This window comes from Vibrio sp. 10N.222.55.C6, assembly GCF_041473395.1.
GTDB lineage: Bacteria > Pseudomonadota > Gammaproteobacteria > Enterobacterales > Vibrionaceae > Vibrio > Vibrio crassostreae_C.
The window spans coordinates 60,436-82,108 of record NZ_JBFRSD010000035.1 but is presented as its reverse complement, the minus strand read 5'-3'; the positions used below and the strand labels follow the sequence as shown (position 1 = coordinate 82,108).

The 21,673-nt window shown below is 44.6% G+C and carries 20 protein-coding genes and 1 pseudogene; 8 read left to right on the top strand and 13 right to left on the bottom strand.

Annotated features, from left to right (window positions below; translation table 11 throughout):
* From AB4486_RS19240 to AB4486_RS19220, 5 genes are all read right to left on the bottom strand, one after another.
* Window positions 1-737: IS110 family transposase (locus AB4486_RS19240; RefSeq protein WP_372118212.1), on the bottom strand; the 737-nt coding region annotated here is incomplete at its 3' end.
* A gap of 332 nt (window positions 738-1,069) precedes the next feature.
* Complete coding sequence (locus AB4486_RS19235) at window positions 1,070-1,360, bottom strand: type II toxin-antitoxin system RelE/ParE family toxin (protein WP_005377002.1); 291 nt, start codon at window positions 1,358-1,360, stop codon at window positions 1,070-1,072.
* The gene (locus AB4486_RS19230; protein ID WP_004730320.1) at window positions 1,350-1,598 is read right to left on the bottom strand and encodes a type II toxin-antitoxin system Phd/YefM family antitoxin; all 249 of its coding nucleotides are present in this window, start codon (window positions 1,596-1,598) and stop codon (window positions 1,350-1,352) included. Before AB4486_RS19230 ends, AB4486_RS19235 begins: the two co-directional genes overlap by 11 nt.
* A gap of 788 nt (window positions 1,599-2,386) precedes the next feature.
* Window positions 2,387-2,785, bottom strand: a complete 399-nt coding sequence (locus tag AB4486_RS19225) for a hypothetical protein (protein WP_372118210.1) — start codon at window positions 2,783-2,785, stop codon at window positions 2,387-2,389.
* 96 nt (window positions 2,786-2,881) lie between these two features.
* The gene (locus AB4486_RS19220) at window positions 2,882-4,453 is read right to left on the bottom strand and encodes an EAL domain-containing protein (RefSeq protein ID WP_372118208.1); all 1,572 of its coding nucleotides are present in this window, start codon (window positions 4,451-4,453) and stop codon (window positions 2,882-2,884) included.
* Between the two features lie 345 nt (window positions 4,454-4,798).
* On the opposite strand from AB4486_RS19220, the gene AB4486_RS19215 reads away from it, so the two are divergent.
* A complete protein-coding gene (locus AB4486_RS19215; protein ID WP_372118205.1) occupies window positions 4,799-5,221 on the top strand; it encodes a lysozyme inhibitor LprI family protein in 423 nt (140 codons plus the stop codon).
* A gap of 155 nt (window positions 5,222-5,376) precedes the next feature.
* Entirely contained in the window at window positions 5,377-6,168 is a 792-nt protein-coding gene (locus tag AB4486_RS19210) for a carbon-nitrogen hydrolase family protein (RefSeq protein ID WP_372118202.1), read from the top strand.
* Between the two features lie 84 nt (window positions 6,169-6,252).
* Here the strand turns inward: AB4486_RS19210 and AB4486_RS19205 are convergent, their stop codons facing one another.
* From AB4486_RS19205 to AB4486_RS19175, 7 genes are all read right to left on the bottom strand, one after another.
* Window positions 6,253-7,254 (bottom strand): substrate-binding domain-containing protein, encoded by a 1,002-nt coding sequence (locus AB4486_RS19205; protein WP_017064748.1) that lies wholly within the window; start codon window positions 7,252-7,254, stop codon window positions 6,253-6,255.
* 152 nt (window positions 7,255-7,406) lie between these two features.
* The gene (gene rbsK / locus AB4486_RS19200; RefSeq protein ID WP_017064747.1) at window positions 7,407-8,351 is read right to left on the bottom strand and encodes a ribokinase; all 945 of its coding nucleotides are present in this window, start codon (window positions 8,349-8,351) and stop codon (window positions 7,407-7,409) included.
* A gap of 191 nt (window positions 8,352-8,542) precedes the next feature.
* A complete protein-coding gene (gene rbsB / locus AB4486_RS19195; RefSeq protein ID WP_017060856.1) occupies window positions 8,543-9,421 on the bottom strand; it encodes a ribose ABC transporter substrate-binding protein RbsB in 879 nt (292 codons plus the stop codon).
* Window positions 9,422-9,570: 149 nt separating this feature from the next.
* The gene (gene rbsC, locus AB4486_RS19190; protein WP_017060855.1) at window positions 9,571-10,557 is read right to left on the bottom strand and encodes a ribose ABC transporter permease; all 987 of its coding nucleotides are present in this window, start codon (window positions 10,555-10,557) and stop codon (window positions 9,571-9,573) included.
* On the bottom strand, window positions 10,554-12,059 hold the full coding sequence (rbsA, locus tag AB4486_RS19185; RefSeq protein ID WP_009844906.1) for a ribose ABC transporter ATP-binding protein RbsA: 1,506 nt from the start codon (window positions 12,057-12,059) through the stop codon (window positions 10,554-10,556). Before rbsA ends, rbsC begins: the two co-directional genes overlap by 4 nt.
* A 99-nt stretch (window positions 12,060-12,158) precedes the next feature.
* Complete coding sequence (gene rbsD / locus AB4486_RS19180) at window positions 12,159-12,578, bottom strand: D-ribose pyranase (RefSeq protein ID WP_017060853.1); 420 nt, start codon at window positions 12,576-12,578, stop codon at window positions 12,159-12,161.
* A 200-nt stretch (window positions 12,579-12,778) separates the two neighbouring features.
* Window positions 12,779-13,093, bottom strand: a complete 315-nt coding sequence (locus tag AB4486_RS19175; protein WP_017060852.1) for a winged helix-turn-helix domain-containing protein — start codon at window positions 13,091-13,093, stop codon at window positions 12,779-12,781.
* A gap of 118 nt (window positions 13,094-13,211) precedes the next feature.
* Here AB4486_RS19175 and AB4486_RS19170 point away from each other — a divergent pair.
* Window positions 13,212-13,691, top strand: a pseudogene (locus AB4486_RS19170) (outer membrane beta-barrel protein); the annotation flags it as partial.
* Between the two features lie 115 nt (window positions 13,692-13,806).
* Here AB4486_RS19170 and AB4486_RS19165 read toward each other — a convergent pair.
* Window positions 13,807-14,850: an endonuclease/exonuclease/phosphatase family protein gene (locus AB4486_RS19165; protein ID WP_372118199.1), complete on the bottom strand. Its 1,044-nt coding sequence runs from the start codon at window positions 14,848-14,850 to the stop codon at window positions 13,807-13,809.
* Window positions 14,851-15,262: 412 nt separating this feature from the next.
* Here AB4486_RS19165 and AB4486_RS19160 point away from each other — a divergent pair, with 412 nt between their 5' ends.
* From AB4486_RS19160 to AB4486_RS19140, 5 genes are all read left to right on the top strand, one after another.
* Window positions 15,263-17,158, top strand: coding sequence for an extracellular solute-binding protein (locus AB4486_RS19160; RefSeq protein WP_017068488.1), 1,896 nt, complete (start codon window positions 15,263-15,265; stop codon window positions 17,156-17,158).
* 12 nt (window positions 17,159-17,170) lie between these two features.
* Complete coding sequence (locus AB4486_RS19155; protein ID WP_004730359.1) at window positions 17,171-18,259, top strand: microcin C ABC transporter permease YejB; 1,089 nt, start codon at window positions 17,171-17,173, stop codon at window positions 18,257-18,259.
* 31 nt (window positions 18,260-18,290) lie between these two features.
* A complete protein-coding gene (locus tag AB4486_RS19150) occupies window positions 18,291-19,313 on the top strand; it encodes an ABC transporter permease (RefSeq protein ID WP_017060847.1) in 1,023 nt (340 codons plus the stop codon).
* A 9-nt stretch (window positions 19,314-19,322) separates the two neighbouring features.
* Complete coding sequence (yejF, locus tag AB4486_RS19145; RefSeq protein ID WP_372118197.1) at window positions 19,323-20,945, top strand: microcin C ABC transporter ATP-binding protein YejF; 1,623 nt, start codon at window positions 19,323-19,325, stop codon at window positions 20,943-20,945.
* A gap of 117 nt (window positions 20,946-21,062) precedes the next feature.
* On the top strand, window positions 21,063-21,599 hold the full coding sequence (locus AB4486_RS19140; protein WP_372118195.1) for an RNA-binding S4 domain-containing protein: 537 nt from the start codon (window positions 21,063-21,065) through the stop codon (window positions 21,597-21,599).
* The last annotated feature ends 74 nt before the right edge of the window (window positions 21,600-21,673 follow it).

The following is a 21,673-nucleotide window of genomic DNA, read 5'->3' as shown; positions in this document are numbered from 1 at the left end:
ACGCGCTTACCTTTGTAGCGCCCACTTTCGCGTGTTATTGGAGCGACACCAATTAGTGATGCCGCTTGTTTATTTGTGATGTAGCCAAGTTCTGGTACGTTGCTAATTATTGATGCAGCGGCAATGTTTCCTATTCCAGGGACGCTCTGCAATATTGTGTTTTTAGCCTGATATTCAGGGCTATCTTCAATGAGTTTAACGAGCTTTTCTTCTAACTTGGTGATTTGATTTTTTATCGTGGTTAGCATCGGTTTGATAGTCGGATGGAGAGAAGCGGGAAGTATCTGGATTCGGTTCTTTTCCATGGTTTGCATGGATAACAACTGGTTTCGGCGAATGACTAAGTCACTCATTAGGCGTATGTTTTTTGGCTTTATGACAGTAAGAGCTGGTTTGATTGCTTCTCCATAGTGAGCAATCAATTCTGCATCTAAACGATCATTTTTGGCTCTGCGGCCAATAGCACCAGCGAACCGTTTTATGTGGACAGGGTTTGCTCTGACAATAGGTAATTGAGCCTCTGCACATGCAAGAACAAAAGGCATTTCTAATCGGCCTGTTGCTTCAATAACGATTCGTTCAGGACTGTGACTATTAATCGTTTTGAGTGCTTTTTTGATGCCTTTATCATTGTTCTCTACTGAGAAAAATAGGTCTAGTGGCCTGATGTGGATGTCTAATTGTGTTTTGCCGGTATCAACTCCAACGTTGATGCTTTGATTGATTTTGGTATTCATAATAAGCTAACTCATGCTTGCGTAATGCGGGTTCGAGACCCAGTCGACTATTCGAGGTTTATGCTTGAAGTCCTATGTAGCGTTCATGTTTGTTATCGGTCTCTCGATAGAGGAGCCAGCGTTTAAACGAACTACTACATAGAAAGCTTTAGTTGCAGCTAAAGCCTGGGTCTCACATTACCCGATTGGAGTGCTTATTATCCATACAAACCGTTTAAGACAGATTCCCAATGCATGGTGCGTTCGGCATACTTCAGTTTAAGTGTTTATGTCACAATGGTTTAGGCAGGGTAGTTGGCGTTCTCACCCCTTAATTGGGCGTTCTACCGCAATCAATCATCTAACCTTTTCATAGCTTTACGGTAAACATCGCTACGTTCGCGTTTTCCGACTGCTAAGACGGTTACAATGATGACATCGTCTTCAACTTTGTAGACGAGACGGTAGCCCGATTGGCGCAGCTTAATCTTATACATGTTGTCAGCTCCAGAGAGTTTTGAAGCCGGAACATGCGGGTTATCTAAACGCTCGATTAGCTTTTTCTTAAATTGTTGTTGAAGCGTTGAGCCAAGCTTTTTCCACTCTTTGAGTGCACTCTTTTTAAAGTCGAGTTTATAGGTCATCAATATTTACCGAAATACTCTCTTCAGATTCACGCTCTTTCGCAATAGTTAGTAGTTCAAGATCTTCGAGTCTGTCCATCATCATTTCGTACGCTTCGGCTGGTACGCAATAAAATGCTGGCTCATTTCGGTTCAGTACAGCAACAGGTTCACCGTAAGCACTAGTTGCAACTTTCATAGGGTTAGCTTTCAACTCAGTAATGCTTGCAGCAACATCGGCTAAAATTCTAGTGGTCATGTAATAGGTCTCTTAAGTGGTCTTTGTTTTGGTCATTTTAGCCTCAACCAAGAGGTATAACAAGTTGCTTAAGAATAATTCGCAACGCGTGGCATTTTTACTATGCGTTGGTTTATGTGTTTAAGGTATTATGCGGACGCTAAGGTATTGGGTTGCTCACACCTTAGCAAGGCGTAAAGTGTCGATATCTTGGGATAATAGTTCTAGATATCTAATTCAGAATAGCTGCGTAAACCTTAATTTAGAGGCTCTTGAACCATGGTATTACTTATAGTTTGGTTGGCTATTTGGGTTTCTTCAGCCAAACCACTTGCTTCTGTCGCCCGACGAACATACCGCATTAGAGTACAAAGTAGTTCGAATGGTTGGAAAAGTATTTTGTTTTCTATATTGGCTCACCTTACCTTTGTTCAACTATTTAGCTTTCCTGTAGATAGTTGGTTTTACTGGGTACTTCCAGTACTAAATGTTTTGTTTGTTATGCACATGCTCTTGCTCTTGGATTTGGTTCTAGATCGTTATAGTGTGGTTGATACTTCACGTTTTACCCATCGTTCAATTGCACCTTTTTTGGTGTCATGTAGTGCATTTATTGCAATGCTTTTCTACTCAGCTTATCTCAATGATGCAATACTGAGGGGAGTATGTATTGCTGCTCTCTCAATAGGTTTGACAGGGTTTCTAGTAACTTATAGAAATGTAAAATAGGGTCATACAGCTAACAGAGTATCTTAGGTTGATAAGAACCAAGCAAACCACAAAGGGCGCCAATAACGGCGCCCTTTGTGTTAGTTGGAAACGCTATAAGTGTCGTAGTCGCGAAGTAAGAAGATCGCGATACAGGCTGCGAGCATTGGCCAAGAGGCGAAGAACAGTAGGTTGTTGAACGGGTCCATGTATTTTCCAAAAGAGGAAAAGGTTGAGCCTGCATGAAGGACTAAAATGGCTCCGTAGGTGTACTTTTTCCACATGCCTACAACGAATGCGCCTAAAAATCCGAGCTGCGCGACACCCAGAGCCATCATCGCATTGTTCGAGATGTCGATGCCGTAAAAGCCAGACAGTACTTTTGTCGCGTGCTCAGGGACAAGGATCTTATCCAAGCTCCAGAATAAGAAGACGATAAAAATGCCGATTCTCAGCAGTAGTAGGCTAGTTGCCAGTTTGGTTTGAAGTGTCTTTTCCATGATATCCCTTGTGATGCATTCAATGATGCGATGATTTAAATGTTCATCAAAGGAGACCCATAGCCTTCGCATTTTCTTTCGTTGTTTTTTAGTGCCTTATGTAACAAGGAATGTCTGGTTGGTTTGTTCCTCAACGTTATCTGACTCAAAATGCTGTTGCTTGAGTAAGCTGATAGTCAGGTTTATCGGCATCGGCTTATAAAAATAGAAGCCTTGGATATAGTCGACACCGAGCTTAGATAAGATTTTCACTTGGGATTCATACTCGACACCTTCGACGATGACTTGCATTCCTAAGGAGCGTGATAGTTGAAGCATGGACTCTAGCAAAGGGAGACCAAAGCTGGATTCGTCGGATATGTTTTTCACAAACACGCGATCGATTTTGAGAATGCTGAACGGGAACTGTCTTACGAAATCTAACCCTGCGTAGCCTGTACCAAAATCATCAATCGCGACTCTGACGCCCCTGTTCGATAGCTTGGTTAGGTTGTCTCTAATTTTGACCATGTCGGCATCAGAACATTCACCATATTCGGTTACTTCAAAAACCACCTGCTTGAGGATCTCAGGGTGTCTTTTAAAGATGCTGATCACTTTGTTAGAGAAGTTACTGTTAGACACTACGTTGCGGCTGATGTTGACGCTGATGTACTTTGAGTCGAACACATCTTGATTGCTTTTCAACGTCATTAATACTTTGCGCAGCACGAAGTAGGTGAGCTCCTCAATTAAGCCTAAGCTTTCAGCAAGCGGAATGAAAATAGCCGGGGAGACGTTACCTTCAATTGGGTCGTTCCATCGTAATAGTGACTCACAGCCGACGATCTCATTGGTGTTTTGGTTAACGATAGGCTGCATGTGAACATGAAGGTGTTGGTTTTTTAGCGCACTTGAAAGCGAATATTCTAAGCTGCGTTGGCTCTGCTTTTTATGCTTGATGGAAAGGAGAATAATGGTCGTGATTCCGGCCATCAAAAAGCCAAACCATAAATAACTCAACATGAAGTGAAGATAAAACTGATACCCAATGTATGAGGTGATGGTCAATGGGTAGGTGTTTGATTGTATCCGCACCTTGGCGATTGATGAGTCAATATCGATAGGGTGGATATCTCTTTTGATCACTTCAACTTTGGCCTGTATTCCATGGTTGCTGAGGCTTGTTTCAACAAGGTCATAGATGAAGTGTGGCGGAATCATCAGGCTCACTCCGGCATCTTCTTTGTTCGAGAAAATGAGCATGATGGACTGAACTTGCGTGATAGCCGAGTTGGAATACGACAGGGTCGTTAAATTCGGGTCGTCATTGAGTCGCTGCCTGATGGTGCTGTATAGGCGAAATGAAACGTCACCATCGGTGGTTGAACAGTAAAATCGGTTCTGTTTATTGAATACCGCTGCTTCTTTTACCCAATCGGCTTCAAAAACGTTTTGTCGAAGCTGTCTAACGATCGCGTCGCAAGACTGTTCAGGTCTAACTTCAGATAAAAAACGGTCGAACCTTGATTGGATCCCTTCTAACCTGGTTTCAACTAACCTTGATGTGTCTTCGGTTAATGTTTGGTAGTGATGCGGTGTAAAAGGAATGAGCATTGCCATGGATAAAAAGAAAGAAATGGCAAAGTAAAATGAAGTCTTAGCAATGTTTTGGTACTTGATATCCATAGTTGGAGAAGCGTTACCGATTTATGTGAGCATTCGATTTAATTTATAAAGTTAACGATTACGTAGCAATATAAATAATTAATATTGTGAATGCAGGCACGAATTATTGATATAAATAATATGTTTTCTAGTTTTACCAGCAAAATCTGAGCGTTATCTCATTTATTTGAGTTGGCGAGGCGTCATTTTTGATGATTCATGCGGATAACAAATGCTTATATCCTGATAAATTTTATTGTTATTTGGTCTGGCTGAATGAGTTGAATGAGCTAAATATTGAGCCACGTTTAAATAAATAAAGTCACGACTCGATTCGTTTTGGTGGTGGCAGCATAAAGGATGATTATGACAAAACTGATATCGGCACTCATAGCGGTGTGCTTCTCATTCTCTGCGTTGGCCTACGAAGGTGTTGTTGATTGCGAGAATGCGATGAATACCATCGAGATCAATCAGTGTGCGGCAATTGAGTTGGGATCTGCACAAGCGGAACTGGATAAATACCTTGCAGCCAGCTTTGAGCACAATGCTTATGAAGCTCAGCTGGTAGCTTCAATTAAGAAGGCTCAGGAGAGCTGGCAGGCGTACATGACAGCACATTGTGATTCTGTGTACACCCAATGGCGTGAAGGTTCTATTCGAGGGGTTATGGCGCTTTGCTGCAAGATGACGTTAACCAAGCAGCGCACGCATGAGGTGTGGGCGAATTTCTTAACCTACATGGACAGCACGCCTCCGGTTTTACCAGAGCCTAAATTAGCGCCGTAGGCAGGTTTAAAATACGTACAGGACTGTGCACCTGCTTCAACCTTTGGCGGGCGAATAAGAAAGCGATAGGGGATTGGCCTACTCTGTCGTTCTTAGTTCTTAGTCTCCAGCTTGAAGCATTACAGCTTTAAGTATTACCTAGTAAGGAATCGATTTTGAATAATGTCAGTATCACGCTTATTCAGCTTGAAGTTGAATACAAAAACAAACAAAAGAATATAGATTCGGTCTCTGATCTTTTGCAAGCGGAGCCGTCAGTCGGTGATATTACTTTACTGCCTGAACTGTTCACGACTGGGTATATTTTTAACGAGGCTGAAGAAATTCACGAATTGGCTGAAGACTTCGCCGACAGCAGTACTATTGATTCATTAACGCAGCTTGCAGCGAAGCATGACACCTTGATTGTTGCAGGCATTGCCGAGAAAGATAGTGGCCAATATTACAACAGTGTGGTGGTTGTGGATGCTTCCGGTTTACGACACAAATACAGAAAAATCAGTCAAACCAAATTCGATAAGCAGTATTTCTCGAGAGGGGAGAAGCGCCTCACGTTTGAGCACAAAGGCTTAAAGTTTGGTGTCGCGATTTGCTTCGATATTTGGTTCCCGGAGATCATGAGAGAGTATCAGTCGGTCGACGTTATTCTCCATCCCGCGAATTTTGGTGGTCATCATAGCTTTGCTATTGCTCATGCAAGGGCTTTAGAAGAGGGGTGTCATGTCGTGACTTGTAATCGAGTTGGACAGGATGTGGTTGATGCGTTTACCGCGACTTATTGTGGTGGAAGCCGAGCCTACTCACCCAAAGGGGAGTTAGTGACTAAACTTAACGACAAGCAATCGGTAGAAACCGTGAGTATTCAAGATCCCTCGATTGCGCCGCAATACAATGGCGTCGATGTGTTAGACGAAATACAGCAAATCGCATCTGTGTTGAATCGCTAAGAAGATAAGTGAAGTGCATTAGGAGCGAAAAGGGCAAGGTTTTTTAACCTTGCCCTTTGTTGTTTAGATCTCTAAGAAGGCGCTTTAAATGGCTTTTACGCTGCTTCGTTCAACAAGAGTAGGTTCAAGTTCAACGACTTGCGGATAAGCATCTGGAGTTTGTAATCTGCTCAAAAGCGTATCCACTGCGGCTTTACCTAAACGATGTTTTGGCTGGTGGACAGTGCTTAACGCGGGTGTCATGTACTTCGACAGGTGGATGTCATCGTAGCCAATAATAGACAGATCATTCGGAATCGATGTGCCATCTTGCGCCGCAGCGTGAATCACGCCCATCGCCATCATATCGTTACTGACGAACAAGGCAGACGGCATTTCGCCACGAGTTTTCAATGTCTGATAAGAGTCAAAACCACCGTCACATTCAAAGTTGGATTCAACAATCCACTTAGGGTTGATCTCTAAATTGGCTTCTTCCATTGCTTGCTTGAAGCCTTGATAACGAGACGAAGCTTGATTACGGTGCAGTGGGCCAGTGATACAACCAATTTGAGAATGACCGTTATCTATCAAGTGCTTAGTTGCCATGTAGCCACCTTGGTGCGAGTTGTCTTGGATCTTATCGCTCGCAAACAACATAGGGCCCCAATCCATGACTACAACAGGCAGCTCTGGGTAGCGCTCGAATACATCGATATGTTCGCCTTCAAGGGTAGAACACATTAGCATCAGGCCATCGACTCGCTTTTGCAGCAAGGTATCGATAGAGGATTTCATGCGTTCGCTATCGCCTTCGGTGTTACACAAGATAAGGTTGTAGCCTTTTTCGTAGCAACGACGTTCCACACCTTTTACCACTTCGCCAAAGAATGGGTTGGTGGATGTGGTCACTAGCATTCCCAAGGTTTTGGTTTGCTTCATTTTCAAGCTGCGAGCCAATGCAGAAGGCGCATAGTTGAGTTCTTTAGCCGCACTGTTAACACGCTCAGCAATCTCTTCACTGACAAAGCGTGATTTGTTGATCACGTGGCTCACGGTAGAAGTCGAAACCTTTGCGAGCCGTGCGATGTCTTTCATTGTTGCCATAAAAAATCCTTGTGGGAATAACCTTCCACGTTGGGCGATATTCTGCCTGAAAACAGGGGCTTATTCTTGTTATTTGTTGTTACCGAATTTGAAGGCTAACATCCGTTAACCACGGTTTAGCTCAGAAGTTAGGCCTTCAAATAGGTATCAAACTAAGCAGACAGTTGCTCTGCCAAAAACGCATCGGTTTCAGCACGGCTTGGAATCGACGTTTGAGCACCAAAGCGTGTCACAGAGATAGCAGCTGCAGCATGAGCAAATTTAATCGCACGCTCAAGTGGCATATCTTCAAGCAAGCCTGTCACCAACGCGCCGTTAAAGGTGTCACCTGCGGCAGTTGTATCTGTTGCTTCAACACGGAAACCTGCGATTAATTCACCTTCGCTGGCTTCATTGCCTTGACCGCGATGACTCACCCACACGCCTTTCGCGCCTAGCGTGATCATTACCGTTTCTATGCCTTTAGCATGCAGAGCCAACGCAGCCTGATGAGCAGACGCGTTGTCCGTCACGGTAATGCCTGTCAGCACTTCTGCTTCAGTTTCGTTCGGTGTAATCACGTCAACACAAGCAAGCAGTGAATCCGATAATGGACGAGCAGGAGCCGGGTTTAGAATGACTTGCGTGCCACTCTCTTTTGCTACTTTCGCAGCGTACTCAATACCTTCAATTGGCGTTTCAAGTTGAGTTAGCAGGTATTTGGCTCCGCGAATCTTCTCTAGATGTGGTTCGATTTGGTCGCAAGTCAGCTTGTCATTAGCTTCTGCAGAAAGACAGATGCTGTTTTCACCCGTTGCGGATACTTGGATCATCGCGATGCCAGTTGGCGTGTTGTCTGCCACGATAACACCGTCGATGTTGATGCCGTCTTTAGCGAAGTCTTGACGAATGTTGATGCCGAATGGGTCGTCACCGACACAGGCGATGAAGCCGATATCTGCGTTTAATCGCGCAGCAGCGACTGCTTGGTTTGCGCCTTTACCGCCAGGGATGACCTGATAGTTACCGCCAATCAAGGTTTCACCCGGACGAGGGAACGAAGGAACTTGCAGTACGTGGTCAGCGTTAACGCTACCTAAAACAATCAGTTGAGTCATGATACGAGCCTTATGATATATCGTATTTGAAAATGCATGGGTCTTTCTCATGGTGTTAAGTGCGCTCTCTTTTGTGAGCGGAATGAGAAACAGCGATGCACTGTCGGGGTTTGCTTTTGTTTGAGTCAGCGAGCCAATCAAAGCAGGGAGATAGGGAACTCCCTGCTTTATATCGCGTTACCTAGTAACGATTACTTAGCGATGATTTTTAGAGGTACTGGTACGTACTCGTCTACTGTTTCGCCTTTCAGTACTTTGTCTGCCATTTCGATACCTAGAGAACCGATTAGGTCAGGTTGTTGTGCAACTGTAGCGCCTAGTAGGCCGCGGTTAACAGCAGCGATGCCGTCGTCTGTGCCATCAAAGCCAACGATCATCACTTCTTTACCTGACGCTTGAACTGCGCGAAGTGCACCTAGTGCCATTTCATCGTTTTGAGCAAATACTGCTTGTACATCTGGGTTAGCAGCAAGCAAGTTTTCCATTACGTTCAGACCTTTAGTACGGTCGAAATCAGCAGGTTGGCTTGCAAGAAGCTCAAGGTCGCTGCCGTTTACTGCATTCATGAAGCCTTCACCACGTTCACGAGCTGCAGAAGTACCAGCAATACCTTCAAGTTGGATTACTTTCGCTTTTTCGCCCACTTTTTCCATGATGAAGTGACCTGCCATTTCACCACCGATTACGTTATCAGAAGCGATGTGGCTTACTACGTCACCACGGCTTGCACCACGGTCTAGTGTTAGTACTGGGATGTTTGAACGGTTAGCCATGCGAATTGCGTTAGACACGGCGTCTGAATCTGTTGGGTTGATCAGGATTGCCTTAACACCACGAATGGTTAGATCTTCAATGTTCGACAGCTCTTTGCTTGGGTCGTTTTGAGAATCCAGAACGATAAGCTTGTAGCCTAGCTCTTCAGCTTTCGCTTCTGCGCCATCTTTCATGGTTACAAAGAATGGGTTGTTCAATGTAGACAGAACGATTGCCATTGTATCTTGCGCCTGTGCAGACACAGATACTGTTGTAGAAAGAAGAGCAGCAGAAATAAGAGTCGCTAATTTTTTCATGGTGTAAGTCCTTTGTGTAGGGGGAGCTAAGAGGTGAGTCCTAGCTCGTTGTTACATTATTTATAGATTCTAATATTTTAAGGTAAAACAAACTGTTACTTTTATTAAACTAGAGTGTTACTTGTATTAACCTAGAGTGTGAATAGGTTTTATTTGTTTTTGTTGTCGACCAATACTGCCAGAAGAATAACCACTGCTTTTGCAATCATCTGGTAGTAAGAAGATACGTCTAGTAGGTTTAGGGCGTTGTTTAGGAAGCCGATAATCAGAGCACCAATCAATGTGCCCATGATACGGCCACGACCGCCAGCTAAGCTTGTCCCGCCAAGAACTACGGCTGCGATAGCGTCTAGCTCATAACCCATACCTGCGGTTGGTTGAGCAGATGACAAACGCGATGCCACGATGATGCCTGCCACTGCAGCTAGCAGACCACAGATTGCGTAAACACCGATTTTTACTTTGTCTACGTCGATGCCTGATAGGCGAGTTGCTGATTCGTTGCCACCCAGTGCGTAAACGTAGCGACCAAAGCGTGTGTGGTTAAGTAGGTACCATACTGCTGCGAATACCACGACCATGATCCATACTGGAACCGGTACACCCATTGCGTAGCCAGTACCGAACCAAGCGAATGCGTCTGCTGTGTCTGTGAAGCCTGTTGAAATAGGACGACCATCTGTGTAAACCATGGTTACGCCGCGAAGTAGTGTCATGGTGACAAGCGTTGCGATGAAGGCTTGAACCTTACCCTTAGCGATAATCACACCACTAATCGCACCTAATGCTGCACCTGCTACAAGAGCGGTTGGTACTGCGATCATCACAGGGATTTCCATGCCAATCATGCTGGCTGCGAACGCACCACAAAGCGCCAGTACAGAACCCACACTCAAGTCGATACCCGCGGTTAAGATAACCAGCGTCATACCTACAGCGATAATTGCGTTAACCGAGGTTTGGCGCAGAATGTTTAGGATGTTGTCGACAGTAAAGAAGTTCGGGTTTAAGAAAGAAACGACAACAATCAGGAAGAGCAAAGCAATCAATGACTTTTGATCAATCAGCCACTCTTTGCTGATTAACGGTTTTTTCTTTGGAGCTTCAGTTGTTTTGCTCATGGTTTTAGTACTCATGCTGCGTCCTCGTTGATCTTTTTACCGACCGCACACGCCAGTAATAATTCTTGGTTTGCTTCTTTAGCATCAAATTCACCGCTTACACGGCCTTCATGCATCACCATGATGCGGTCACTCATTCCTAACACTTCTGGCATTTCAGATGAGACTAAAATGATGCTCATGCCGTCGGCTTTAAATTTATTAATGAGTTGGTAAATCTCTTTCTTAGCACCGACATCGACACCGCGCGTTGGCTCGTCGAGAATCAGTACTTTTGGTTTGGTCATCAAGCCCTTAGCGATAGCCACTTTCTGTTGGTTACCACCAGAAAGGTTGCCAATAATCTGTTCGCGCGTCGGGGTTTTGATGTTGAATAGCTTGATGAAGTCATCTACTGCAATCACTTCGTCTTTATGTTGGATTTGACCGCTCTTTGTTAGTAGGTCAAGTGAACATAACGACATGTTTTCTTTAACAGAAAGCCCTAGAACTAAGCCATCGCCTTTACGGTCTTCAGAGATGTAAGCAATGCCATTGGCCAAGCCGTCTTTCGGGCTTACAGGGTTGATGGTTTTATTTTCTAGGTTGATGACGCCGCGTTCACTTGGAAGGGCACCGTAAATCACTTTCATCAGTTCAGTTCGGCCAGCACCCATTAGGCCAGATACACCCAGGATTTCACCGCGTTTTAGCGTAAAGCTCACATCGTGAACACCAGAACCCGTCAGGCCAATCACTTCAAGACAAGTTTCACCATGGCTCTGGCCGATACGTGGATATTGTTCGTCTAACTTACGACCAACCATCATTTCGATTAGGCCATCTTCGTCGGTGTCTTTTACTTCACACTGACCAATGAACTTACCGTCACGCAGCACGGTGATGTCATCACAAATCTCGAAGATCTCTTTCAAACGGTGAGAGATGTAAACAATGCCACAGCCTTCATCGCGCAATTCGTTAATCACCTTAAACAGAGATTCAGTTTCGGTATCGGTTAGCGCATCGGTTGGTTCATCCATGATGATGACTTTAGATTCAAACGATAGGGCTTTCGCAATCTCTACCATTTGCTGCTCACCAAGGCTCAACTGACCTAGAGGCGTTTTCGAGCTGTGTTTCACGTTAAGGCGTTTAAGTAGCTTGTCTGCTTCTTGGTACATCTCGTTCCACAAGATACGACCCATGGTGCCCGTGATTTCACGACCTAAGAAGATGTTCTCGGCGATGGTCAATTCAGGGATTAGATTCAGCTCTTGGTGAATGATGCTAATGCCTGCTTGTTGAGAATCACGTGGCCCTTTAAATGCAGCAGGTTTTCCTTGGTAGGCAATAGTGCCGCCGTCCAAGTGGTAGATGCCTGTCAGCACTTTCATAAGCGTTGATTTACCCGCACCGTTTTCACCCATTAACGCCATTACGCGTCCTGGATAAACGTTGAGGCTTGCCTTATCCAGTGCTTTCACACCAGGGAAGGCTTTCTCAATTGAGCTAAGTTCTAAAATGGCTTGAGTCATGTCGGTTCCTTTACTCGGGGCCAGTTGTATTTGATTATTCTGTCTATGTATTGTTTTGGTTCAGTGATGTCACTGAGCTGTCGTTGCGTTTTGCTTGAGCTAAAAGGTTACGCCAGCTTGGAAAATAACATTTGCGTATGGTGTGCACTCACCGGTGCGAATTACCGCGCGGCTTTCATGCGTACGCTGTTTGAATTCTTCATGAGTGATGTAAGTAATAGAAAGCGATTTGCCACAACGCGCTTCTTCTGTCTTGATTAAATCAATCAGCGCAGCGTGGTGCTCTGGGCTTACTTTCGCAAACTCTTCTGCAATCACAACACCTTCGATTTGAGATTCATCCAGCATGGTTTTTACCGTTTGCTGAAAGCTTGGGACACCGTGAGTTAAAGCAAGATCAATACGAGTTACGTGGTCTGGAATTGGTAAGCCCGCGTCACAAATCGTGATTTCATCTGTGTGGCCAAGAGTCGCCACTAGGTAAGAGAGTTCAGAGTTTATTAAAGTACTTTTTTTCATATCACGACCTATCGAAAAATAACGCTTGATGGGTTGAGAACAACTCAAGAAAAGCCATCGAAACGTTTCGATAGTGATAATAGTGTCTGATTTATCATTTGCACGTTTGATTGTTTTAGAGTGTGATAATGATCATCGAAACGTTTCGATGGGGCGTTTTTTGGTGATCTTAGTCACCGCCATTGATTGCATAAATCCTTTTACGTGGGTTCAATCGATAGCGCATATCCGAACTTACTAATGGTAATGATCTGGACGTTGGATGCTCTTAATCGCGCGAACACATTGCGTAGGTTATAGACTACGTTTGCAAGAACATGTGGTGACGAGAGTTGTCCGTCCCAACACACATCAACAATATGCTCTCTTGAAATCGGTCTTCCCACATTTTCCAATAACAAGCAGAGCACTGCTAATAGGCGAGGGCGCAAAGTGATTTTGTTTCCTTGCTGGTTGGTAATCGTTCGAGCGTCGATATCAATGATTAAGCCGTTGAAGTCTATTGTGTGGTTCATCGTGTTTTCTGTTCGTCTTATTCTAAATTGTGGAGATTGAGCAAATTGGCCTGCTGTTGGAGCGGGTAATTATTTAAGTGTGCTAATGGTCGAAGTGGGCGGGTGAACTGACACGATCAGTGAGCCTATTACTTTTAAAGCCGAAGACAATACTTACCGATTAATTGCTGGTTACAAATTTAACCGCATTGTTTCGGTTGAAGCTCAATACACAGATTTTGGTGATATAGCCCTGAAAACGAAATCTGGTAATAAGGTTTTCACTTGGACACCTCAAATCTTTTCGGTAACGGCGAACCTCGGTTACACGTTTGATAATGGCATTCGTCCATTTGGCACTATCGGTCTGTCGACTATTGATCTAGACATGAAGCTTGCTGATGGCTCTCGCCCGTCAGGAGATGGTTTTGATGATTCGGGAGATGGCATCCGTATGGGTGTTGGTGTTGAATACACGCCACCTACAATGTCTTCGTTGAGCTTTCGCTTAGCATACGAAGCCGATGCTTTTGATATCGAAGATTACGAAAACGGACACAAGACAGAAGATACTGTTGTTCTGGACTCTTTCTACTTAGGCGCAATGTACACATTCTAAGTTTCACACTTTGCTAAACGGTAAATCGGTTTCTAAATGGGGCGTCGGTTGGCTCAACCCGTTTAACTAAAGTGGAAGGCCGCAGTTTTTGACTGCGGCTTTTTTATGTTTAACTCTAGGCTTCACGAATATGAGCGGTGACAGACACGATGGCATGGTCGGTACTGAATTGGTCGTGTTCAAAACTAGGATTAATCAGGTGATGGTCTAACACTGTGTAGCTAGAGATCTCCATTAAGCTTGAAGAGTTCTGACAATCAAACTCGTTCGACATCAAAATGTAGTCCAGTACAGATCCAGAAGCGCCGTAGTAATGGGTTGGCTTTCGCTGTTCAAGCAAGTCTTCTTCATGCAGTTGATGGTAAAGATCCCAGCTGTCTTTCAAGCGAAAGTGGGATAGCCAATGCTTGCTGTTTTCGTCTCGGTTGATTGAGTAATTCAACAGCCCTTTAAACTCATCATTAAACAGTGGCTTATTAAAGTCACCCATCAACACAACAGGTTGCTCGGTTTGGTAGCGTTGGTTGGTGATGTATTGATGCAGCATCTGAGCTTCTAGGCCGCGTTGGGCACTTGATAGCCAAGAGCCAAGCTGTTCTTGGTGAAAACGAGTGAGCGTGTCACTTTGTGGTTTTGCACCTTGCTGAGTGTTGTCCGCATCGACAGATTCTGCTTTTGGCTCTGTCGGACGTTGTGATTTGAAGTGCACCACATAACAGTCGGTTGAACCTAAATGGGGTAACGTAATCGTCGCGTGAACAGGCGTTCTGTTGAATGAGAATTTGTCGTCAAGGTTGAATGCTGTCAGTAACGTCGAATCTGGCGTAACAGGCTGCACGTTTTCAATCGGGTAACGGGAAGCGATCCCAACAACTGGTGAGGTGTATAGGTAATCATCTTCAACGTTGGCGCTATCGACCACTGCAAAGTATGGATAACCTAGCTCGTTCATCAATAGCTCTAAAGATTGCGGGCTAAATATCTCTTGGAAGCCAATCACATCGCAATCTAATGAGCGAATCGCTTCAGCCATCCAATGTTGCTTCTTCTGCCATTCTTCGAAGCTGTAGATGTTCTCAAAATCATAATAAGCATTCGGTGGCTCGAGATAGTTCAGAAGGTTGAACGTTGCGAATGTTATTTGGTTTGGTTTGTTCAAAGTGTCATTCCATTTAGACCTAGGCTGCAAGGATACTCCAGTAAAAGTATAGTTTGTTGATTATTTAGAGCCTAAATTTCACTTTAGAAGCCAACCAAAGGAATCTTAGCCGTTGAGGCTTGTGTCATTCAGGCTAGAGCAATCTTAGTGCTTCTGCCTTCCCCCGTGCTTTCCAACGCCACCAAGCTAATCAACTCAATCAAAGGAACCAAAGCAATCAAAGCTCACTGCATCCAATAACTTCGAGTGGTGACGAGTAATTTGTAAATAAACCGTCAGAGATAGAGTGCTGATGGTTTTATTAGTTATTACATGATGTTAGATTTGAACCTATACTTGATTTAACGGCATGCATTCAAAGCCGATAAATCAACTTGAATATAGAAGTCATGACATTTGAAGGGAGAGTCAAATGGGAACAGTTTTTCGACGCAAAGCTTCGCAACGCACTCAGTTTTTCAGGTTTAATTTGAAGTCATGTGCAATCATGTTGCCGCTTATTGCTTTACAACCCTCCGTTACTTACGCTTCTGAAACCCAATCAACTCCTGCTGTCACCGTTATTGAAACCACACAACTGGTTGGTTTTGGTGAAGCAAAATATCCAGCCGATTTCACTCACTTCGATTACGTTAATCCTGATGCGCCAAAGCAGGGCAAAGTGACCTATGGCAGCATAGGTACGTACGATAGCTTTAATCGATTCGGTTCCCGCGGCGTTGCTGCAAGTTATACCGGAGAGATTTACGATACCTTGATGTTTTCTCCGAGTGACGAGATTGATGCGTACTATCCATTGATCGCTTCAAAGGTTCGCTACTCCAGTGATTTCACTTGGATGGAAATCGACATCAACCCAAATGCTAAATTCCAAGATGGCGAGCCTATCACTGCGCATGATGTTGCCTTTACTTTTGACAAGTTCTCAACCGAGGGCGTGCCTCAGTATCGTGTGTATTACAAAGAGATTAAGTCAGTAAAAGCGGTCTCTGATTTGGTTGTTCGTATTGAAATGAACAGTCCAAACCGCGAAAAACTGTTTAGCTTCGCGCAAAGCACTCGTGTATTGCCGAAACATTTCTGGAAAGACAGAAAGCTGTCTGAGCCTCTAAGTGAGCCACCAGTCGGTAGTGGTCCTTATAAGATCATCAGCTACAAATCAGGCCAAAGTGTTACCTATGGTCTAGATGAAAACTACTGGGCAGCAGACCTACCAGTTAACGTTGGCCGCAATAACTTCAAGCAGGTGCAATACGATTACTACCGTGACGACACGGTAATGTTGGAAGCGTTCAAAGCAGGGGAGTTCGATCTTCGAACCGAGAATTCGGCTAAGTTCTGGGCTAACTCTTATACGGGCGCGAACTTCGATAAAGGCTACATCATTAAAGAAGAGATTAACCACGAGAAGCCTGAAACGACTCAAGGTTTCGTCTTTAATATCCAATCTCCTGTGTTCTCTGATCCTAAAGTGCGTGAAGCGTTAACCTACGCGATGGACTTTGAGTGGATGAACAAGAACATGTTCTATGGTCAGTACAAGCGTACTCGTAGCTACTTCCAAAATACCGACTACGAAGCGAAAGGCTTACCAAGCGAAGCTGAAGTCGAGTTGTTGTCTCAATACAAAGATCAGATTCCACCGCGAGTTTTCACCGAAGAATTCCAACCACCCGTCACCGATGGTAGCGGTCGTATTCGTAGCCAAATGCGTACCGCTTTCAAATTGTTGAAAGAAGCGGGTTGGGTGCTGAAAGACAAAGTCATGACCAACGAAAAGACTGGCAAGCCGATGTCATTTGAGTTGTTGATTTACAGCCCAACCACGGAACGTATCGCAACGCCGGTTCAAAAGAACCTTAAGCGCATGGGTATTGAGATGAAGATCCGTACCATCGATACCACTCAATACATCAAGCGCTTGCGTGATCGTGATTTCGACATGGTTTCGTCGTCATTTTCCGCAAACCCTTATCCTAGCCCGAACTTAATGATCGTTTGGAACTCTAACTACATTGATTCTACTTACAATACTGCAGGTGTTATCGATCCAGTGGTTGACGCGTTAACAGAAGAAATTGCGCGTAACCAACAGCACCCTGAAAAGCTTCTTACACTAGGTCGTTCACTAGACCGAGTATTGCAGTGGAATTTCTACAACATCCCGCAATGGCACGTTGGCGAGTATCGCGTAGCAATGTGGGACAAGTTTGAGCGTCCAGATGTATTGCCTAAATACGATTTAGGTATCGATACATGGTGGATTTCAGAAGAGAAGGCGGCTTTGCTTCCTGAAAAACGTCGCTAGGAGTTAGTTAGCATGGCCGCGTATATATTTCGACGTTTATTGTTGGTGATCCCCACGCTGTGGGCGATCATCACCATCAACTTTTTCATCATCCAGATAGCGCCTGGAGGCCCGGTAGAGCAAGCTGTTGCTCAATTAGAAGGGCATAACTCTGGCATTATGGAGCGTTTTTCTGGTGGTGGACAAGAAGTTGATTTGAGCGAAAGTGACCAAGCATCTGCCAGTGGCTATAAAGGCTCACGCGGGCTTGATCCTGAAGTGGTTGAAGAGATCAAAAAGCAGTTTGGTTTTGATAAGCCGATTCACGTTCGCTACTTCGATATGTTGAAAAACTACGCGACCTTTAACTTTGGTGAAAGCCTGTTTAAGGGTGGTAACGTGATTGATTTAATCATCGAGCGTTTACCTGTCTCCATTTCCTTAGGGTTGTGGAGTACGTTAATCATCTATGTGATTTCGATACCCTTAGGCATTATGAAGGCGATACATCACGGCTCTCGCTTTGATATTTGGTCGAGCGCGGTGGTGATTGTCGGCTACGCGGTGCCGGGCTTCTTGTTTGCGATTATTCTGATTATCTTGTTTGCAAGCGGTAACTACTTCAGTTGGTTCCCATTGCGAGGGCTTGTGTCGAGTAACTTCGACCAGCTCAACTGGTATCAGCAAATTGGCGACTACTTCTGGCACTTGGCGTTGCCCATTTTCGCCATGGTTATCGGTGGATTCGCCACGCTCAGCATGCTGACCAAAAACTCCTTCCTTGATGAAATCAATAAGCAATATGTAGTGACTGCGAGAGCGAAAGGCTTGGACGAGAGCAGTATTCTTTATAAGCACGTTTTCCGTAACGCCATGCTGATCATTATTGCGGGTTTCCCAAGCGCATTTATTAGTATTTTCTTCACGGGTTCTATGTTGATTGAAGTGATGTTTTCACTCGAAGGAATTGGTCTGCTTGGCTTTGAATCAACCATTCAACGTGACTATCCCGTGGTGTTCAGCTCTCTCTATATCATGACCTTGCTTGGCTTGGTGCTGAGCATTATCTCCGACCTGACGTATACCTGGGTTGATCCTCGAATTGATTTTGAAGCGCGTTAATGGCGAACGAATAACAAGGTATTGATAATAAATGTTTAACAACCCTTTAGCTGAAGCTCGTTGGTTACGTTTTAAAGCAAACAAGCGTGGTTTTATCTCCCTTTGGATATTTACCATCTTGTTTGGCTTGAGCCTGTTCGCTGAGATCATTGCCAATGATAAACCACTCTTGGTTTCTTATGATAATCAGTGGTTTGTGCCTGTTATCAATGAATATGCCGAGACGGAGTTTGGTGGTGAGTTTGAAACCGAGGCCGACTACAAAGACCCGTATGTTATCGAGCTCATTGAAGACAACGGTTACATCGTGTGGCCAATCATTCCGTTTAGCTACGACACAATAAACTTCGATATTTCAGGTGCGGTGCCATCGGAGCCCGATTCGGTGAACTGGTTAGGGACTGATGATAAGGGGCGAGATGTATTAGCTCGTATCATTTATGGCTTCCGTATTTCCGTTCTATTTGGTTTTATTCTGACCATTGTATCGAGCGTGATTGGTGTCGTGGTTGGCGCAACACAAGGCTACTACGGTGGCTGGGTTGATCTATTCGGACAACGCTTCATTGAAGTCTGGTCTGGTATGCCGACCCTGTTCTTGCTGATTATTTTGTCGAGTTTTATTGAGCCGAATTTCTGGTGGTTGCTCGGGATTATGGTGCTGTTTAGTTGGATGAGTTTAGTCGGCATCGTGCGAGCGGAATTTTTACGCTGCCGAAACTTCGATTATGTGCGAGCCGCGCAAGCCATGGGTGTTGATGACAAACGTATTATGCTTCGTCACATGTTACCTAACGCGATGGTTGCATCGTTAACCATGATGCCGTTTATTCTTTCAGGCTCGGTGACCACACTGACTTCGTTAGACTTCTTGGGCTTTGGTCTTCCTGCGGGTTCGCCTTCGTTAGGCGAGTTGTTGGCGCAAGGTAAAGCTAACTTACAAGCGCCTTGGCTTGGCATTTCTGCCTTCGTCGTGCTTTCACTGATGCTTACGTTACTGGTCTTCGTTGGTGAAGCGGTGCGTGATGCTTTCGACCCGCATCAACAGAAGTAAGGATAGGTTATGACTTCAAATACAACGCCTGCTTCTCCGGTTTTGACCATAGATAAACTGTCTGTCGGTTTCGGGCGAAAAAACTCGATAGAGCAAGTGACACAAGATGTCTCTTTAGAAATATACAAAGGTGAGACATTAGCGCTGGTGGGTGAGAGTGGTTCCGGAAAATCGGTCACGGCTAACTCGATTTTAAAGCTGTTACCAAAAGGCTCGTCTCATTACTTAAACGGTAAGATCAATTTCTCTGGCACCGATATTCTGAGTTGTTCTGAAAGACAGCTACGTGGGATTCGTGGTGGTCGTATTGGAATGATCTTCCAAGAGCCTATGGTTTCCCTAAATCCGCTTCATCGAATTGGAAAACAGCTTGTTGAAACCTTAGCAATTCATCGTGGTATGCGAACCAACAAAGCACAAGCCTTGGCGATAGAGTGGCTTTCAAAGGTTGGCATTCGCTATCCTGAGCAAAAGATTTCAGCCTATCCGCACGAGCTATCTGGTGGAGAACGCCAGCGCGTGATGATCGCGATGGCACTGATCAATGAACCAGAGCTGCTTATTGCTGATGAGCCGACAACGGCTTTGGATGTATCGGTGCAAGCGCAGATCCTCGACCTTCTAAAAGACCTGCAGCAAGAGCTGGGTATGGCAATGCTTTTCATTACTCATGACTTGAGTATCGTTCGTAAGATTGCCGACAGAGTAGCAGTAATGAAAGATGGTCGCTTGGTCGAAAGTAACGACTGTCATACCCTGTTTAACGCGCCTGCTCACCCTTACACTCAAAAACTTATTAACTCTGATCCGAAAGGTTTGCCCGTTCCTGTGTCACCCGAAAGCAAACCGCTACTCGATGTAAATCAACTTCGTGTTTGGTTCCCGATCACGGGCGGTTTATTCAAGCGCACCATTTCTCATGTTAAAGCTGTGACCGACATGGAGTTCACTTTGAAGAAAGGGCACTCAATCGGTTTGGTTGGCGAAAGTGGTTCTGGTAAATCGACGACCGGTATGGCGATACTTAAGCTGGTAGATAGTGAAGGGTCAATCACCTACTCGAGTGAACAGCTTCAAGGTTTAGATCGAAAACAGATGCTTCCGTTTAGAAGCCGTATGCAAGTAGTCTTTCAAGACCCGTTTTCTGCGCTAAACCCGAGAATGTCGGTCGCTCAGGTGATTGGCGAAGGTTTGTTAGTGCATCAACAATTGGATGAGCACGAACTCGACCAACGCATCTGTGACGTAATGAAAGAGGTTGACCTCGATCCTGAAACGCGTCACCGTTACCCAAATGAGTTTTCTGGCGGTCAAAGGCAGCGTATTGCGATTGCTCGTGCTTTGATTTTAAAGCCAGAGTTTATCCTGCTCGATGAACCAACATCGTCATTGGACAGAACCGTTCAAGCTCAAGTATTGGATTTGCTGAAGTCACTTCAAGAAAAGTATGGCCTGACCTATTTGTTTATCAGTCATGATCTGAATGTCGTGAAATCCTTGTGTCATTACACCATCGTCATGAAAGCTGGCGAGGTAATAGAGAAGGGCGACACTGAGACTTTGTTTGGTAATCCGCAGCATGAATATACCAAGCAGTTGGTGAATCTCTCGAACGTTGGTGGTGTTTTATAACGCAGAGGGTTTGTTTAAAACAAATGGGCTCTGGTTGAATTCAACATGGTCATTTCGTTGTTTTAAGATTACACTGCGCCCAATATTTCAGAAGTACATATTTAGGTAGAGGTCACCATGGACCAAGAACATTACGAAGACGCTGATTACGAAGGCCAAGAGCTGGGCGAAGAAGGCGAAGAGATTGAAATTGAAGCAATTGGTATTGATGTTTCATCACAGCCAATCGAGCTCTACAAAGTGTTTAAAATTGCTAACCTAGTGAGTGGTGGCGGTGAAGCTAAGCACATCATCTCTGAAGGCTACGTAGCGGTAAATGGTGAGCTAGAAACCCGTAAGCGTCGTAAAATGTACGATGGCGACTTCTTTGAATTCAACCAAGAATACTATGTAGTGGTGTGTGATCAGCCAGTACAAGAAGAATCAGACAAGCCGAAAAAGAAAGAAACGCCTAAAAAAGAGAACAAGGCGAAGAAAGGTCAGTCTAAAAAGGATTCTAAGAAGAAGGAATCTAAGAAAAGCAAAGCAGAAATGCTAAGCGCAAAGGCTGAACCAAAGAAAGAGAAAAAAGAGAAGAAACCGAAAAAGAAAGCGGATACGCCAAAGCCAACACGTGATGACAAAAGCGGCCGTAATTCGATTGAGTTCTTTTAAACTACAGTTCTAAACGACTGCTCTAAACTGCTTTTCTAAAACGAATCTTTTAAAACTATTCGTTTGAACATCAA